This is a genomic window from Streptomyces sp. NPDC001933 (genome assembly GCF_042890955.1).
Lineage (GTDB): Bacteria > Actinomycetota > Actinomycetes > Streptomycetales > Streptomycetaceae > Streptomyces.
The window spans coordinates 21,029-36,853 of record NZ_JBIASS010000027.1 but is presented as its reverse complement, the minus strand read 5'-3'; the positions used below and the strand labels follow the sequence as shown (position 1 = coordinate 36,853).

Annotated in this window: 13 protein-coding genes and 3 pseudogenes; 7 read left to right on the top strand and 9 right to left on the bottom strand. The window is 69.4% G+C overall.

The window, feature by feature from the left end; translation table 11 throughout:
• Positions 1-50: 50 nt before the first annotated feature.
• A complete protein-coding gene (locus ACFYY7_RS38840; protein WP_388669110.1) occupies positions 51-473 on the top strand; it encodes a hypothetical protein in 423 nt (140 codons plus the stop codon).
• Here the strand turns inward: ACFYY7_RS38840 and ACFYY7_RS38835 are convergent.
• Both ACFYY7_RS38835 and ACFYY7_RS38830 read right to left on the bottom strand, forming a co-directional pair.
• Positions 463-1,317, bottom strand: coding sequence for an alpha/beta fold hydrolase (locus ACFYY7_RS38835; protein ID WP_388669107.1), 855 nt, complete (start codon positions 1,315-1,317; stop codon positions 463-465). The genes ACFYY7_RS38840 and ACFYY7_RS38835 overlap by 11 nt on opposite strands.
• Positions 1,318-1,453: 136 nt before the next feature.
• A complete protein-coding gene (locus tag ACFYY7_RS38830; RefSeq protein WP_388669190.1) occupies positions 1,454-1,825 on the bottom strand; it encodes an alpha/beta fold hydrolase in 372 nt (123 codons plus the stop codon).
• A gap of 712 nt (positions 1,826-2,537) precedes the next feature.
• Here ACFYY7_RS38830 and ACFYY7_RS38825 point away from each other — a divergent pair.
• Positions 2,538-2,672, top strand: a pseudogene (locus ACFYY7_RS38825) (IS6 family transposase); the annotation flags it as partial.
• Positions 2,673-2,918: 246 nt separating this feature from the next.
• On the opposite strand, the gene ACFYY7_RS38820 reads toward ACFYY7_RS38825, so the two are convergent.
• Positions 2,919-3,881 carry an alpha/beta fold hydrolase gene (locus tag ACFYY7_RS38820; RefSeq protein WP_388669104.1) on the bottom strand — a complete coding sequence of 321 codons (963 nt, stop codon included), beginning with the start codon at positions 3,879-3,881 and terminating at the stop codon, positions 2,919-2,921.
• A gap of 168 nt (positions 3,882-4,049) precedes the next feature.
• A complete protein-coding gene (locus ACFYY7_RS38815; RefSeq protein WP_388669102.1) occupies positions 4,050-4,193 on the bottom strand; it encodes a hypothetical protein in 144 nt (47 codons plus the stop codon).
• Positions 4,194-4,605: 412 nt separating this feature from the next.
• On the opposite strand from ACFYY7_RS38815, the gene ACFYY7_RS38810 reads away from it, so the two are divergent.
• The 3 genes from ACFYY7_RS38810 (at position 4,606) to ACFYY7_RS38800 (ending at position 5,572) form a co-directional block, all read left to right on the top strand.
• Positions 4,606-4,734 (top strand): hypothetical protein, encoded by a 129-nt coding sequence (locus ACFYY7_RS38810; RefSeq protein ID WP_388669099.1) that lies wholly within the window; start codon positions 4,606-4,608, stop codon positions 4,732-4,734.
• A 62-nt stretch (positions 4,735-4,796) separates the two neighbouring features.
• Positions 4,797-5,063: a hypothetical protein gene (locus ACFYY7_RS38805; RefSeq protein WP_388669096.1), complete on the top strand. Its 267-nt coding sequence runs from the start codon at positions 4,797-4,799 to the stop codon at positions 5,061-5,063.
• A gap of 38 nt (positions 5,064-5,101) precedes the next feature.
• On the top strand, positions 5,102-5,572 hold the full coding sequence (locus tag ACFYY7_RS38800; protein WP_388669093.1) for a hypothetical protein: 471 nt from the start codon (positions 5,102-5,104) through the stop codon (positions 5,570-5,572).
• A gap of 45 nt (positions 5,573-5,617) precedes the next feature.
• Here ACFYY7_RS38800 and ACFYY7_RS38795 read toward each other — a convergent pair whose 3' ends face one another.
• The gene (locus tag ACFYY7_RS38795) at positions 5,618-6,631 is read right to left on the bottom strand and encodes an ArsR/SmtB family transcription factor (protein ID WP_388669090.1); all 1,014 of its coding nucleotides are present in this window, start codon (positions 6,629-6,631) and stop codon (positions 5,618-5,620) included.
• A gap of 61 nt (positions 6,632-6,692) precedes the next feature.
• Between ACFYY7_RS38795 and ACFYY7_RS38790 the strand changes: the two genes are divergently transcribed.
• Complete coding sequence (locus tag ACFYY7_RS38790; protein WP_388669087.1) at positions 6,693-7,904, top strand: MFS transporter; 1,212 nt, start codon at positions 6,693-6,695, stop codon at positions 7,902-7,904.
• Positions 7,905-8,173: 269 nt separating this feature from the next.
• On the opposite strand, the pseudogene ACFYY7_RS38785 reads toward ACFYY7_RS38790, so the two are convergent.
• Both ACFYY7_RS38785 and ACFYY7_RS38780 read right to left on the bottom strand, forming a co-directional pair.
• Positions 8,174-9,393: pseudogene (locus tag ACFYY7_RS38785) on the bottom strand (IS701 family transposase).
• A gap of 168 nt (positions 9,394-9,561) precedes the next feature.
• Positions 9,562-9,741, bottom strand: a pseudogene (locus ACFYY7_RS38780) (transposase); the annotation flags it as partial.
• 53 nt (positions 9,742-9,794) lie between these two features.
• Here ACFYY7_RS38780 and ACFYY7_RS38775 point away from each other — a divergent pair.
• A complete protein-coding gene (locus tag ACFYY7_RS38775) occupies positions 9,795-10,490 on the top strand; it encodes a hypothetical protein (RefSeq protein ID WP_388669084.1) in 696 nt (231 codons plus the stop codon).
• A gap of 324 nt (positions 10,491-10,814) precedes the next feature.
• Here the strand turns inward: ACFYY7_RS38775 and ACFYY7_RS38770 are convergent, their stop codons facing one another.
• Complete coding sequence (locus ACFYY7_RS38770; protein WP_388669081.1) at positions 10,815-12,521, bottom strand: SMI1/KNR4 family protein; 1,707 nt, start codon at positions 12,519-12,521, stop codon at positions 10,815-10,817.
• 213 nt (positions 12,522-12,734) lie between these two features.
• Positions 12,735-15,617, bottom strand: coding sequence for an AAA family ATPase (locus ACFYY7_RS38765; protein ID WP_388669078.1), 2,883 nt, complete (start codon positions 15,615-15,617; stop codon positions 12,735-12,737).
• Positions 15,618-15,825: the final 208 nt, after the last annotated feature.

Below are 15,825 nucleotides of genomic sequence, written 5' to 3'. Positions count from 1 at the left end.
CAGGCACCTACCTACCCTGTCGTTTAACCTCGTCTCCGTTGGGGGTGGGGATGGAGCAGGTGGTTTTCGAATCCGTCAGGTACTCCGCTGAGTGCCAGGACTGCGGTGCGGAGCTGGAGTGCTGGGGAGTTCAGGCTCTGGTGGACGGTCGGTTGCGATGGGACGTTGAATCAACCTGTTCCGCCTGTGGATTTGCGGTAGCCGTGTGCGGTGGCGACGTGCCGGCCGAGCGGCGGGATCAGATGCTCTCCGAGCATGGTCCCGCGAGGCTGCAGGTGAGGAGTCCGCCGACGAAGAACGTCGCCATCATGCGCGTGCTGCGGGCAGAGCTCGGCATTGACCTGAAGAACGCCAAGGCTGTGCTGCGCCGTGTATTGGACGGTGATTACTCAGGAACGCTTCCCGAGATGGAACACCTGGCCCGCACGCTTCGGGAGGCCGACGTCGCTGCTACCGCGACTCCTATGGAGTGAGGAACTTGCGGATCGCGGTGGCGATCTCGTCGACATGGGTCTCCAGGGCGAAGTGACCGGTGTCGAGGAAGCGGACGTCGGCGTCGGGGATGTCGCGCTTGAAGGCTTCGGCCCCGGCCGGCAGGAAGAACGGATCGTTCTTGCCCCACACCGCGAGCAGTCGCGGCCTGCTGGTCCGGAAATACTCCTGGAATCTCGGGTACTGCGCGACATTGGTCGAGTAGTCGAGGAACAGGTCGAGCTGGATCTCGTCCGCTCCACTGCGCGTGAGGTAGGAGTTGTCCAGCCCGTAGCCGTCCGGACTGACCCGCGTCTCGTCGGGAACGCCGTGCGTGTACTGCCAGACCGTTGTCTCCGGCTGCACGAGTTTCCGGATCGCTTCCCGGTTGGCCGCCGACGGCTCCTTCCAGTACGCCTGGACGGGATTCCAGCTCTCGCTCAGCCCCTCCTCGTACGCGTTGCCGTTCTGCGAGATGATCGCGCTGATCCGCTCGGGGTGCCGGGTGGCGATCCGGAACCCGACCGGGGCGCCGTAGTCGAACACGTACAGGGCAAAGCGATCCAGGCCCAGGACTTCCGTCAACCGGTCGATCACGTCGGTGATGTGCTCGAAGGTGTAGTCGAAGTCGCCTCGCGCAGGCATGTCCGACATGCCGAAGCCCGGCAGATCGGGAGCCACGACGTGGAACCGGTCGGCGAGCAGCGGGATCAGCTCCCGGAACATGTGGCTCGCGGACGGGAAGCCGTGCAGCAGGACCAGCGTCGGTGCGTCAGGTGCTCCGGCCTCCCGGTAGAACACCTTGAGACCATCGACGTTCGCCGTGCGGTATGCGATGTCAACCATGACAAGCACCTCTCCTTTTCCAGGACGCGGCCAACGGCGGGTCGGCCGCGCGCCACGTCTGGAGATCACACTCGTACGTAGCTGTCTTAATAAAGTCAGTAGGGTTATCAATCTGCGCCGGAGATGGCCGCCGGCCCTATCCGTTCCGGTCGATCTCCCGCACCGCTTCCAGCACGATGCCGACGACCACGGACGGCCGCGTGAGCATCGGCAGGTGGTCGACGGGAGCCGTGCGCACCCGCGCCTTGATGCGCTCGGCCATGAACCGCTGGTTCTCCGCGGGGATCATGCGGTCCTCCTCGGCCACCAGGAACCAGCTCGGCAGGTCCTTCCACGCCGGACGCCCCACCGGGGTCCCGATGCATCCCGCCGCGAGCGGCCGCTGGGTAGCGGCCAGCAGTGCCTGCTCCTCGGGCGAGGCGTGCTGCGCGAAGGCCCTGGCGAAGGCGTCCTCCGGTAGCCAGATCAGCTCGTTGGGGTCGGGGCCGAGTTGGGGGGGCCTGCGGATGCGGCTCGGTTCGGTAGAAGACGTCGGCCACCGTCTCGCCCTCGTCGGGGGCGAGCGCGGTGACGTACACCAGCGACGCGACGTTCTCGTCGCCCGTCGACGCGATGACCGACCCGGCGTAGGCGTGCCCCCACCACCACGACCGGCCCGTCGATCCGCTCCAGCGTCCGGCCGAGCGCCGAGACGTCGTCGGCGAGCGAGGTCAGTGGCAGCGGTGCGGCGACGGCCTTCACGCCTTCGGATCGCAGTCCGGCGATAACCTTGTTCCAGCTCGACCCGTCGGCCCAGGCGCCGTGCGCCAGCGCGGCCCTGACCTTGCTCTCGGACATCCCTGTTCCTTCCGGACTACCCCTGCTCGGGCAGCGGGCGGGCTCCGGCCGAGTAACCGCCCTGACGCCGGTGGCGACGTTACGAAGGATCAGTAACTTGGCAAGGAGCCTCAAGGGGGTGACTGTCCCCTTTGCCCGCAACGACACGCACCGGAAGGGACTGGCAGGATGGTCCAACACGCTCCGGCTCTGCTCCTCGCCGACACGCTCTGCTTGGACTTCCTTAACTCGATCGACACACCGGTCGACAAGCAGATCAACTGGATCGAGGACGGCGAGGCCTCTTGGCCTGGCTGGAGCAGGCGCGCATGCGTTGTCAACTTGGCTGGCGAGTCGAGTCCCTGGGACGCTTCTCGGGTCGTTGGGCGCCGGGAGGGGACACCGTGGCGCCGTCGTACAAGGGGTTCCGGTACCCGGCGGAGATCATCGCGCACTGCGTGTGGCTGTACCACCGGTTCCCGCTCATTTTCTGTGAGGTCGAGGAGCTGATGCTCGCCCGCGGCGTGGTCGTCTCCCATCCCTCTCATTGCGCAGGAATCCCCACCTTCAGGACTCTGCTGAAGAATGCGTGATTCGGGTAGCCAGGCCGCGAGCATCAGAGCTTCGAGGCGGAGGTGTGGGTGCCGCCGAGTGGGGTGCCGGTCAGCGATCGGTCGATGGGGATGAGGTTGAGTGAGTTGTTCGAAGAGGTACTCGGTCGTCCAATCGTCCGAGAATCGGATCACGTGTCGAACGCATAAGCTGTGGGTCCAGCCTGTCCGCCGTCAGCGGCGGGCGCGTCGCAGCCGGTGGCCGAGAAGAACAGCTCCCGCACCGACGATCAGGGACGCCCCGGCGAAACGAGCGAGGACGGTCCTGGCACGTGCGTCATTCGCGGATCCGCTGGCTGCCAGGGACGGCCGGGCGGAGTCGGGGGCTGCAGCCGCCTGGAGGATCAGGTCGGCCACCGCCTCGGGGTGGGCGATCAGGGACACATGTGAAGAGTTGATCTCCACCGTGTGCGAGCCGGCCCGCTTTGCCTGGAAGCGTTCCTGATCCGGGTTGATGGTCTTGTCCTGCCGGCCTACCAGCGCCCAGGACGGTATCTGCTTCCAGGCCGCGACCTTGGCCTTCTCCGAGAAGGCGGTCGTGGCGGCGGGCCGCTGGGTGACCCCCAGCAGATTCGCCTCGCTCTCCGGCAGGTCTGCGGCGAAGACCTGGTGGACCTTGTTGCGCTCGAGGTACAGGTCGGTCCCACTGCGACCGCTCTCCCGGAACGGGACGGCCTTGGTGGCGGTGCCCAGTTCACTGGGGAACCGTGCGGCCAGCGACATGCCACTCTCGCCCACGTCGGGCATCAGAGCCGACACGTACACGAGCGACTTCACCTTGGGGTTTCCGGCCGCGGCCGAACTGATTACGGCGCCGCCGTAGGAGTGGCCCACCAGCACGACGGGGCCCTTGACGCTGTCCAGTACCGAGGCGATGTACGTGGAGTCGTTGTACAGACCGCGCAGCGGGTTGGAAGGCGCGATCACCGGGTAGCCAGTGCGCTCAAGGCGCGAAATCACCCCGTCCCAGCTGGAATTATCGGCGAACGCACCGTGCACCAGAACCACCGTGGGTTTCGCGCCGGAAATATCGCCGTCCGCGGCAGCCGGGACTGCCGTCGTCGTGCACAGGACCAGGGCACATCCGGCCACGATGACGTGCGCGCGCGATATGCCGGAGATCGCCAATGAGGTCATGCTGTTCTCGCCTTCTTCGATGCCAACAGCACCTCAGCGTTCACGCAGTGGTGCCGCCGGGCCCGGCGGCAACCCCCAGCCAGGTGAAAGGCGCACGCATCGGAGTGATTGGCCGGCCTCGTCCGGCGTGGCAGTACTCGCTTCCGGGTGCGGAGCCGGGGTTGTCGGTCACCTCCGCACACAGGAAGCGCTCGGAGCGTCGCCCGACGCGCTCGCCATCTGGTCGGCATCGGCGATCTCGTCGCCGTCCGTCGGCAGCGATGTGGCACCGATCGGTACGGCAGACACCGCGAGTGCGAGCACGGTTGCCACGCAGTGGCGCAGTCTGCGTGGATCACGTGGGTCCGGCGCGTCAGCCGGCCGTTCCCAAAACGGCTGGACCCTGCTCGAGGCGGCGGCCGCCGTGCGAGCCGGGGAGGCCGGCCCTGCGAGCCCATAGGGGCCTGTGGCGATCCGTACAGCTTTGCATTCAAATTCACCGATCAGCGCTGGGAGGAGACCACCGCGCACAGGAGTGCCTGGAGTGCCGGTGACGTGTCCGTGTGCGGCACCTGCCACGCCGACGACGTCGCCCGCGAGGAAGCCGCCGCCGAAGCCGCTCGCCTCCAGGCCGCCGCGCCGTCAGAGCCGGAGGACGACCAGGAGCCGGACCGGGGCCGCGGCTGGTCTGCCGACGGCCCTGACGAAGGAGCGCTGGGAGCCGCGGCCTTGACCGAGGGTGCCGGTGCGCGGGACGGTCATCACGGCGACGCTGGCGACGCTCGCGGTGGTGTGGGCGGTTCTCTCCGTCGGCCACAACCTCGCGGACCACGTGATCGGGCAGACCGACCACCAGGCTGCGGGCAAGGCGTGAGCCCGAGGCGGGGCTGGGGTGCATGCCTGGGACACGTCGGCCAGTTCCACCTGGTGATGGCCGTGATGCTCACCCTGGTCTGGGCCGTCCTCCCGCTCCAGATGTCCTGGACCGGCCTCGTGGCCGGACTCGCTGTCTCGGCGGTGACGCACGCGTTCTTCGATCGTCGGTGGCCGATCCGCTGGCTGCTGGAACACATCGGCTCCAAGGGCTTCGCGAAGCTGAAGGCGGCCGGGACGCGGCATGTACTTGACCGACCAGGCCTTGCGTCAGACCGCCCTGCTGGTCTCCGCTCTCCTGATTACCCTCGTGTGACCTGGGGCTTTTGATGAGGAACCACAGGAAGCCCGAGGGAAACCGGGCCGCTTTGCGTGAAGCGGCAGGCCTGCTCCCGCTTGTTTCGCAGGAAGGTGAGGGTGAGATCGAGTCCGTCGATCTCACCCCGCCAGTTCTCGGCGACAGCGCGCTCGCGACGGGCGAGGAGGTCCTCCTCCAGCTCATCCAGGCGGGCCAGCATCTTGGGGTTGATGCTCAGCATCGGGCAGCGGATGCAGGCATCCGCTGCCCTGTGCTCCAGCTCGATCCGCAGCAGCGGCCCCGCCTTATCGAGATCATCCGTAACCTCCGTGAGCGCATCACCGAGGCCCGCGCCAACGGCTGGCTCGGCGAGGTCGAAGGGCTTCAGGTCAGCCGCAACGCCGCCATGGCAAAGTTCACGAGCCTCAACCGGACCTCCACCGACGGCCGCCCCCAACTGGTCGACCTCGGCATGCCCGTCTTCACCGACGACGCACCACCGCCTCAACCGGCTGCAAGAGAACCCGAAACCCAAGGCTGATCACCCTGCATCGCCGAAGCACACGCTCTGGAGTAGGACCATCCGTCAAAGATCATCGGACGCGGAGAATTGTGCTGCCACGAGGCCCTGACCTGCCGCAGTGCGGAAGTAGAGGACCGAGCGGCCTGCGCGCCGGCGCTGGGCCAGGTGGGCCTCGCGCAGGATTCGCAAGTGCCGGCCCACCGAGCCCAGGGGCAGGCCAGTGAGAGCCACCAACTGGGTGGTGCTCTTCGGGGTGTCGAGCAGGGTGAGGAGCTCGGCCCGGGCGGGGCCGAGAAGCGCAGCCAGGGCCTTGGGTGCCGCCCGGAGGTCGTCGTCGACCAGAACCCCCGAGCACGGGTAGACGACCGCGTACCGCCGGGCGGAACGCGAACGCCGATGGTCAACGGGCGGGACGTCCCAACAAACCCAGCTCTGGTTCAGGGTGACCGGGACGAACATCAGCTGCCCCCGGGAAAGTTCCAGCGGCGGGCTGTCGCAGACGGTGGTCTGCAGACGGTCGTCCCCGAGCCAGCGCATTTCCGGGCGCATCTCGTTCAGAGCGGTGGCCCAGCCGTGCAGCCCGAGCCGGGCGGTACGGGCGACGATGTCGGCCTCAATGATCCGAAGGCGTCGTGGCCAGGAGGGCTCGACGGCCTCCGTCCACACCCACTCCAACAAGTCCGCGGCTCGCTGGGCCAGGTCATCACGGCGCAGGAGACTCGGCAGTGAGCGGTTGAGCGACTCCTCCACGTCGGCGCGGGCTGCCGCAGGCGGGGTGCTGCGGACCTGCTCCAACTCCTCGACGAACGGGCGGTCGCCGTCGCCCAGCGGTGTGGGGGTGAGGAAGGTTGCATTCCACCGGCGTCCCAGCGCGGCGCTGACCAGTGCGGCCGTGGCTGGGTCACCGGTCAGGCGGTCCCGGTAGCTGGAGAGGTGAGCGGCAAGCCATTGGTGCTCTCCGACGTGGGCAGCGCGGCCGCGATGCAGCGTCTTCAGGCCAGCGAGCGCCTCGGCCAGCGGAGAGATGACGAAACGGCTCCCGGCAAGAGTGTCCGTATCGACTCGCCACCAGCTCATAGGTTTCGCCTCCCCGCGAAAATCTAACGACCGGTATCTCATGTCGGAGAGGCTCTCCGACATGCGTTCGTATCGCGAACTCTTCCGTACCAGCGAGTTCACCCCCCTCTTCTTCGCCTCGGCCGGGCAGACCACGGCCCAGACGATCAGCGGGCTGGCCCTGGGCGTTCTGGTGTACAAGCAGACGGACTCGGCGCTGCTGTCCTCCCTGGCCATGTTCGGTACTGCGTTCGCCCAGGTGATAGGGGCGGTCACCGTACTGTCCGGTACAGACCGACTGCCACCGCGCGCCGCCATGACGGTCCTCAGCCTCCTCTTCGGTGCGGGCACAGCGGTGCAGGCCATTCCCGGGCTGCCAGTCTGGGCCGTGTTCGTAGTACTGCTGGGGCTCGGCGTCATCGGGTCGGTCAGCGGCGGGGTGAGGTATGGGCTGCTCAACGAGATCCTGACCCGGGACAGCTACCTGATGGGGCGGTCCGTCCTCAACATGTCGGTCGGCGTAATCCAGATTTGTAGCTTCGCGCTCGGCGGCGCGCTGGTGACGATCATCTCGGCGCGCGGCACGCTGCTCCTGTCCGCCGTCCTGTACGCGCTGGCCGCCGTGGTGGCGGGTTGCGGGCTCAGCAGCCGGCCACCACGGGGTGCCGGGAAGACATCGATCGCCGCGACTTGGCGCATCAACGCGCGACTATGGTCCTCGGTGCCCCGGCGGCATGTCTACCTCGCGCTGTGGGTGCCGAACGGTCTGATCGTCGGGGTGGAGTCGCTTTACGTCCCCTACTCGCCCCACGACGCGGGTCTCCTCTTCGCCTTCGGGGCCGTGGGGATGCTGATCGGGGACGTCATCGCGGGCCGCTTTCTGCCAGCCCAGTGGCGGGAGCGGCTGACCGTCCCCTTGTGTGTCCTGCTTGCCGCCCCGTACCTGCTCTTCTCGCTGGGCCCGGGGCTACCGATGGCTCTGGTGCTGGTCACCATCGCCACCTTCGGGTACGCGGCCGGGCTGCTCCTACAGGAACGCCTGATCGCGCTGACACCTGACGCACTGAGCGGGCAGGCGCTGGGCCTTCACAGCTCCGGGATGCTCACCATGCAGGGGGTGGGTGCGGCAGTGGCTGGGGCGGTGGCCGAACTGACGTCACCGGCCACCGGGATAGTGGTGACGGCGATGGCCTCGCTGACCGCGACCTTGGTGCTGGCACCAGGGCTACGCGGAGGCACGGCGGCTGACGAGGCAACAGGCCCGGAACGGGGAACCGTCACTGCCGGGCAGTAGTGCTTCGGCGCGGCGAACGTGGCCTCGACATCGTTTACACGCGGCTTCCACGCGGCCCTTTAGTACTCCAGCAGGATTTCGCTGTCTGAGCTGGTCTTTCGCCGGGTGGCGGGAGTGTAGCGGGACTTCGGTCGTGCGGGGGCGGTCTCACTGCGACCGCCCCTCGATCGTGCGACAACGCCGCAGGTAGTGACAGCGGCGGGCGACGGCTTGGCGTCGGCGGCGCCAGTTCGACCAGCTCAGCGCGTGGTGTAGCCCTCGGTGTCCGCTCAGGTGCGGGGGCCGGGCACGACAAGCTGCCAGGAGTCGCCGAACCTCCGCCACTGTGAGCCCGACGCCCCCGGCTGTCTCACCGGTTCCGCCCCCTTTTCCGGGGGCTGGTGCGCCGTGGCGGCCAGGAAGGCGTGCGCGAGCATGGCCAGGGTGATGTGCCGGTACGAGCCCACGTAGCGGCGGACCTCGTACTGATCCAGGCCGCACTCGTTCTTCGCGGCCTGGAAGCACTCCTCGATCGCCCAGTGTGCCCCGGCGACCCGCACCAGCTCCTGAGCCGTGGTCTGCAGGGGTGCGTAGGCGAGGTAGTAGGCGATCTCGTCCGGCTTGCTGATGCTGCGACGGGCCAGTGCCCACCGCATCCGGTGAGGCACCTCGCCCTGGTAGTCGAACTCGGCGACGGCCGGCAGCCGCACCGCTGCCCAGTGGTAGATGCGGGGTCCCTTCGCGCCGTCGCCGCATGAGATCTTCTCCCACGCCTCGTCCGGGGCCTGTGCGAACAGAACATCGATCTGTGAACAGCCCACGCTGAATTGAGACTTGGGGACGGCCGGCACGTAGCCGACGCCCGACTGTTCCAGCAGCCGGCGGAAGCGGTTGTCCTGACCGTAGGCGGAATCCGTGGTGACCCAGGTGATGGGCAGCGGAGAGGCGAGAGCCCGCGGCACCATGTGCCGGGCCAGTTCGCCCTTGGTGGCGAACTCCCGCTCGTCGGGACCCTTGCGGTGCGGCAGTGTTCCCGGTCCTCGGTCCAGGATTTCGGGAGGTAGAGCTCGCGGTCGACCAGGGCCCGGCCGCGGGCGGAGGCGTAGGCGGCGAAGACGCCGATCTGGCAGTTCTCGGTCCGGCCGGCGGTTCCGGAGTACTGGCGCTGGACCCCGGCGGAGGTGATGCCCTTCCTGACGAAGCCGGTGTCGTCGATGATCAGGACGCCGCCGGCCTCGCCGAGCTTGCCGGCGACGTATTCCTGCAGGTCGCCGCGGATGTCATCGGACTCCCACTTCGCACCGGCGAGGAGGTGCTGCAGGCCGTCGGGGGTGGCGTGACCGGCCTGTTCGGCCAGCTGCCCGCTGTTCTTGCGGGCCAGGGGGGCGAGTAGCCCGCGTACGTAGTCACGCATGCGGCGGCGAAGCTCCACACGGCCGAAATGATGGCCGATGGACAGGAAGAGATCGTCCAGTCCCAGGTCCCACTGCGCGGTGGCAGACTCGGTGATCACCCTTGGAGGCTGCCCCGCCGCTGTCACTACCTGCGGCGTTGTCGCACGATCGAGGGGCGGTCGCAGTGAGACCGCCCCCGCACGACCGAAGTCCCGCTACACTCCCGCCACCCGGCGAAAGACCAGCTCAGAAAGCGAAATCCTGCTGGAGTATTAGACGGTGTCCTATGTGGTGAGTCGGACCAGTCGTTTGTAGCAGCAGAGGGTGGCGGCGAGGCCGAGGAAGGCCAGATAGTTGCGGGGGTGGCGTTCGTAGCGGTGGTTGAGTCGGCGGTAGCCGGTCAGCCAGGACATGGTCCGTTCGATGACCCACCTTCGGCGTCCGAGCCGTTCACTGGATTCGATTGCGGGCGAGCCCGGCACCGCAGGCCCGCCACATCACGAAAAAGAAGGAAGCCGTGCAACTCGACGAAGAAGGCCAGGCCAGTTCGATCCCGGAGATCCTCGAACAGTTTCCCGGCCGCGAGTGGTCCTGGGCGCTGGAGGCGTTCGAGTACTGGGGCGCACCGCCGACGGTGCGGCTCTACCCCTCTGGATGCACGACGACGCAGCCGGTCGAGACCGGCGACGGCCCGTATTTCGTGGTGGTGGACGGCGACCTCACGTCCACCGCCCCCGTGGATTTCGTGACGTGCGACTACACCCCGGGGCTCGTGATCGTGACCGGGAGCCTGAACGCCCCCTTGCTGTACTTCGCCAACAACATCCGTGTGTTCGTCGGTGGCGACGTCCGCGTCAGCGGGGCCTGTCTTGGGCAACTCGGAGACCGCAACGCCATGCTCACCGTCGAGGGCGAGCTCCACGCACGCGCCCTGATCCTGGGCTCATACGCCGAGGTCTGCGCGGACGGAGGCATCCGTGCGCTCGTCTACGCCCACGGGTTGGATCAACTCTGCCCCGACATCGTCAACGACGGCTTGGGAGACGACTCCCCCTTCTTCCGCCCGGAGTTGCTCGACCACCACGAGAACTACCCACCCAGACTGTCCGTTCCCGCGGCGGTCGAGGCCGCCTTCGCCGGGGAGGAACTGTTCCTGCCAGGTGTGGAGGAGCGCTTTCCCGAACGCCTGGTACTGCGCCGCGACTCCGCATGACAGGCGCCCGGTGACGGCGCCGGACTTCCGTACCAGGTTGGATGGTTCCACGGATGCCCACGCCGGACGGCACATGCCAAGCTCCCCTCCGAGCCGCCGGGCCCACCCCAGCCCCCGGGGCCGCCGCAATCCCCCGGACGGCTGCGGCCCCGTGTCGTCCGGAGCGCCCGGCGGTTCTCCAAGACCCCTTGCGCCGAAGGTCAGCGCACGCCGCCCTCGGGGCAGCCGACGCTCGCAGGACCGGCAGGCCGGCGCGCAGCTCCGCGCGGGGCGGCCTGCGCGAGCCCCGCAGCGAGGACGACCGTCAGCCGGCTGCGGGCCGGGTCATATCCCCCCGGGGAACGGCTCCTCACGCCGGGCGCTGGCGATCATCCTGTGCAGGAACTCCACGAAAGGGATGCCGCCGTCCATTCGGTCCGGCTCCTCGTCGTGGTACCAGACGTGGACGCGGTCGTCGCCCTCGTGCTGGAGCGAGAGCAGAGCGAAGTTCGCGTACCCGTCATGGCCCATGACCGGCATCATCCTCGTCATATCCGCGACGCCCGCGTTCTCCTCGTGCCAGCCTTCGTGCAGCCAGCGGGTGTAGAGCGTGTGTGCCCCCGGAATGTCCGCGGGATGGATGAAGCTCTGTGTTGTCGGCTCCAGGGCGGCACCGGGCAGCGCTTCCATCGGCTGGAGCAGCGTTCCGGTGCCGATCACGCGCAGAAAGGCCCGGTAGTCGGCCGGAAGCGGCCCGAACCGCGCTTCGAGGGCGGCGATGTCGTCCTCGCTGATCGGGCTGAGGTCGCCGGTCGGATCCAGCCAGCCCTCCTCGTCCAGCCAGGCCTCCGCGTCCAGCTCCTCCTCTTCCCATCCCTTGTCGCCGAGTAGCTTGGGCACCCAGTGCTCGCGATACCAGGTGCGGTACTCCTCGAAGAGTCCGGTCAGTGCGGCGGCGGTCGCGTCCTCGGCCGGTATGCGGAGCTCTGACGCCCCGGACGGCGAGGGCTCCAGGTGGGGCGCCTGCCGGAAGTAGTCCTCGATCAGCGGGGCGAGCCTGCGGTTGCCCCGCCAGGCCGCCAGCCGCTCCGCCGCGTCCTGGGTGCGGATCATGGCGAGATGGCGGGCGAACACCAGCCGCTCGTTGTTGCCGCGGGCATGGCGCATCGCCGCGTCCAGGACGGGAGCGGCGCCCGCCCCTTCCCGTGCCAGCAGGGTCAGCAGGGTCGCCTCGTCCAGACAGCCCGGCTGCCGTTCGACGAGCCGCTCGCCCCAGTCGACACCGGCGGTGGTGACCAGCATCCGCACCACCTTGTCACCGCCACCTCCCTGGGCGAGGCAGTCCTCGGCCGCCCGGTCGGCCCACTCCCGCTCGTCGGGGAACACGAAGGACAGCGCCGCCTTCACCGGCACCGGTGCCGCGTCGAACGCGGCTGCCGCGACCGCGCGCGCCGCACGGTGGTCCGCCTCGTCGGCCACCGCGAGCACACCGCGCAGCAGCTGCCAGCTCGAGTCGCACTCGGCCACCTGGAACGAGGCATGTGCGGTGGTCTCGATGAGCCAGGTCCCGCTCCACTCCAACCCCGGGTCGTAGTGGACCTCGTGCTGATTGTGGGCCAGTTCATGCAACCGCAGCATCGCGCGCAGCGTCCACACGACACCCTCGGCCGCCAGCCAGAACGGCACCGCGTCCCACGTCGCCTGCAACTGCAGCTCCACCATGGCCACTTCCACGTCCAGATCGAGCACGTCCGGACGCTCACCGCTGCGGTACAGCGTCGCCGCCCTCAGCCCGAGTGCGGCCATCGAAGGCGCCGCGTGCCGCGCCCCCCTCTCCACCTGGTGGACCGCGTACTCCCAGCCTCTGTCCGTGTCGTGACGGCTCTTGTCACGCGCCTCGGCGAAGCACTTTGCGGCGTCGAACGGCGGCACCGCCGCCAGCCAGCACGGCCCCCGCCCGAGCCCCTCGGTCAGATGGTCCGGATTGACCCGCGCCCGCGTGGAATACACCTTGCCGCGCTGCTCCTCGGTCCACACCACATCACCGGCCACACGTTCCTCCCACAGCAATCCGCAGCAATCGAACTAATTTCCCGCACCCGCACTGACAGTCTGGTCCGATGGCACTCCGACGTCCTGTCGCCCGTCCCCTGTCGAGCGAGGCTCAGTGAAACTACGCAACTCGACCCGTACTCCACGGCACGGAGGCCCTCCGGGACGCTCGGCCGAGGGGCGTCCCGGTCCGCGTCGGGCCGACGGCACTGGTCACGAGGGCGGCGGCGTGCCCGGTGCCGTAACCGTGTGGCGGGCCACCAGGGTGGCGAGGGCCGCGCGGGACGGGACGCCCGTCTTGCGGTAGACGCGGGCGATGTGGCTCTCGACCGTGCGCGGACTGAGGCAGAGCCGGGAGGCCACGGCCTGGTTGGTGAGACCCTCTGCGACCAGTTCCGCTATCTCCCGTTCCCGCGAGGTCAGTTGAGCCAGCCCTGCGGCCGGTCCGGACGGCTCCGCCGACCCGTCCGTGTCACCCAGCACCTTCGGGCGCTGCTGGTCGGCCAGGGCGACCAGCAGCGTGGCCCCGCCCTCGGCGGCCTGCCGTCGGGCACGGCGCCACATGGCGGCCGCCCTGGCGCCGTCACCGGCGGCCCTGGTGAACGCGGCGCCGAGCAGCAGGCTCTGGGCCTCCCGGAGGGTCGCCCCGGACAGCGCGCTCTCCCGGGCGGCTTCGGCGAACGCCCGTGCAGCCGCGACCGGGTCCCCGCGGTGCGCCTTAATCCGGCCGAGGGCGCGCAGCGCCGCTGCCCGACGGGTCGGCAGGTCGAGCTGTTCGGCCTCCTTGAGGGCGCGTTCGGCCGCGTGTTCGGCTTCTTCCGTCTCGCCGACGGCCAAGGCGGCGGCGACAAGCAGTTCCAGGAACTCCGGGAGGAGGGAGGGCTGAATCAGGGGCAGGTCCCTGCTCCCGCCCGTCTCCAGCAGGATGTCCCGTGTCCGGTGCGGGTCGCCGGCGCCCATCGCGGCGAAGGCGAGCAAGGACCGTGCCAGCGTGGACCACCAGCTCTCGCCCGTGCCCTCCACAGCTGCCGCCGCCTCCTCCGCGGCGGCCAGGACGTCCGGATCGCCCGGCGGGCGGGCCTGCATGAGGAACAGGGACCGGATCGCGAGGGTGAAGCCGAGCAGTTCGCCGCTGCCCAGGGCCCGGGCGATGGTCGCGGCCTCGTCGGCCAGCTCCAGCGCCGTGGTGACCCGGCAGGTCAGGAAGTGCGCGTACGCCTTGCACAGCAGGAGCTGCGACAGGACGTAGAACCGGCCGGTCCGCCGGGCGATCTCCGCACCGCGGTCGCTGTGCCGCTCGGCGTCCGTGTACCTGTCGAGCATCACCTCGGTCCAGGCCAGTCTGGCCAGCGGCTCGCACAGCCCGGCGAGGTCGCCGTCGGTGAGCGCGTCCGCCAGCCCCGCCGTGGTCCGGGCGAGTCGACGGGCCTCGGCCGTGTCACCCTCGTACGCCTCGCTCATGGCGGCCAGCGTCAGGGCGCCCATCTCGCCGAGTCCGTCACCCAGATCGCGGGCGCCGCGCAACGCCTCGGCCAGTTCTTCCCGTACGTCGGGGAAGCGGGCGACGAACTGCGCGCGGCAGCACCATTCGATGACGAGACCGATCCGCTGGGTTGGTGACGGCCCGGGCCTCCGGTCCAGTTCGCGGCGCAGCAGCGCGTCGGCCTCGGCGTAGCGCCCGAGCTGACGCTCCATGACGGCGCACTGCACGACGGCGGAGGTACGGAGCGCGTCCTCGCCGTCCTCGTTGCCGGCGGGCATGTCGATCACTCGGTGGAAGAGGTCTCTACTCTCCCACAGCGCCCCGGTCGTGCCGAGCGCCCCGGCGCGCATCAGCATCAGCTCACGGCGTTCGTCGAGGTGTCCGGGGGTGTTGGGCAGGACCGCGAGGACGACACCGAGCCAGTGGGCCGAGGCGGCCGGGGCCGTCACGGCGGTCTGTTCGGCGGCGCTGGTCAGGACTGCGGCGGCCTCCGGATCCCAGCCGGTCAGTGAACGCTCGATGTGGTGCGCCCGCTCGGCGAGGGGTGCGCCGGCCTCGGCCAGTTCGGCCGCCGCCCTGCGGTGGAGCTCCTTCCGCTGCCAGGGGTCGGTAGTGTCGTGGACCAGCGCCCGGATCAGCGGGTGGCGCAGTGCCAGACTGCGTCCGGCCTGGTCCGTACGGATCAGATCGCGGCGCATCACCCCGCGCAGGGCCTCGACGACGTCGGGGACGGGTGAGCCGGTGAGAGCGGCGATGAGGTCGGCCGTGGCGTGGTCGCCGAGTACGGCGGCGGCTTCTACGGTGCCGCGCTCAATTGGGTCCAGAGGGGCGAGCTCGTCGAGCAGCAGTGCTTCCAGGCCCGCGGGCGGACCACCGTCCCGGACCGGGAGCCCGGGCAGCCGGGCGGTGCGATGGGCTGTCAGGAGCGCCAGGAAGTACAGCGGGTTGCCCTCGCTCGCGGCGTACATCTCGGCCGCCTGCCGCTGCGGCAGGTCGCGGGCCAGTTCCTCGACGCACTCCCGTTCGTCGAGCGGGCCGAGAGAGACCCGCAGCACCGCGCCGGTGTCGGCCCCGCGCGCCAGCGCCGTGGTGAGCGCCGCCGGGGCCTGACGGTCGCGGCGCGACACGACGAGCAGGAAGGGGGCCTTCACGGGGTGCCGCACGAGGTGGTCGACGAGTTCCAGGGACGCCGGGTCCGCCCAGTGCAGGTCGTCGAGGACCACGACGAGCCGCGCGCCCCGGATGCGGCGCAGTGCGTCCGCGGTGGCCCGGTAGAGGCCGAAACGGTCCTTGTTCCACGGCTCGCCCGAGGGCTCGGCCCTTCCCCGCAGCACCGGAGGGAGCTCCCGCAGCGACGGGAACACTCTGAGCACCCGCTGGTCGAGGTCGGCGAACGCGTCGGCGAACGGCTGGAACGGACTGTGCCGTTCGAACTCGGTAGCCCGGCCGCGCAACACGGCCGCCCCGCGGCGGCGGGCGAGCGAACTGAACTCCGCCAGCAACCGGCTCTTGCCGATACCGGCCTCACCGGTGACGTCGACGAGGGCCGGACCACCGGCTCCCATGTGCTGCAGGACTGCTTCGAGCCGGCGGAGCTCGGCTGACCTGCTCACGAACGGCACGCTGTTCGTGCGCCTGCCCGGCCCCCTGTACAACTCAACCACCACGATCTCCCTCGGAACGCCGCCACGGCACGCCAGGGCCCCGGTGGCTGCTACGACACGGGGCTGGGCGACTGTCGCCGTCAGATAGCGTTCTACAGCACGAGTACGACAATGCTGTCCCTTCGTGGCGGGCCCGGCCCGCGCCGGTCAGGGGCGC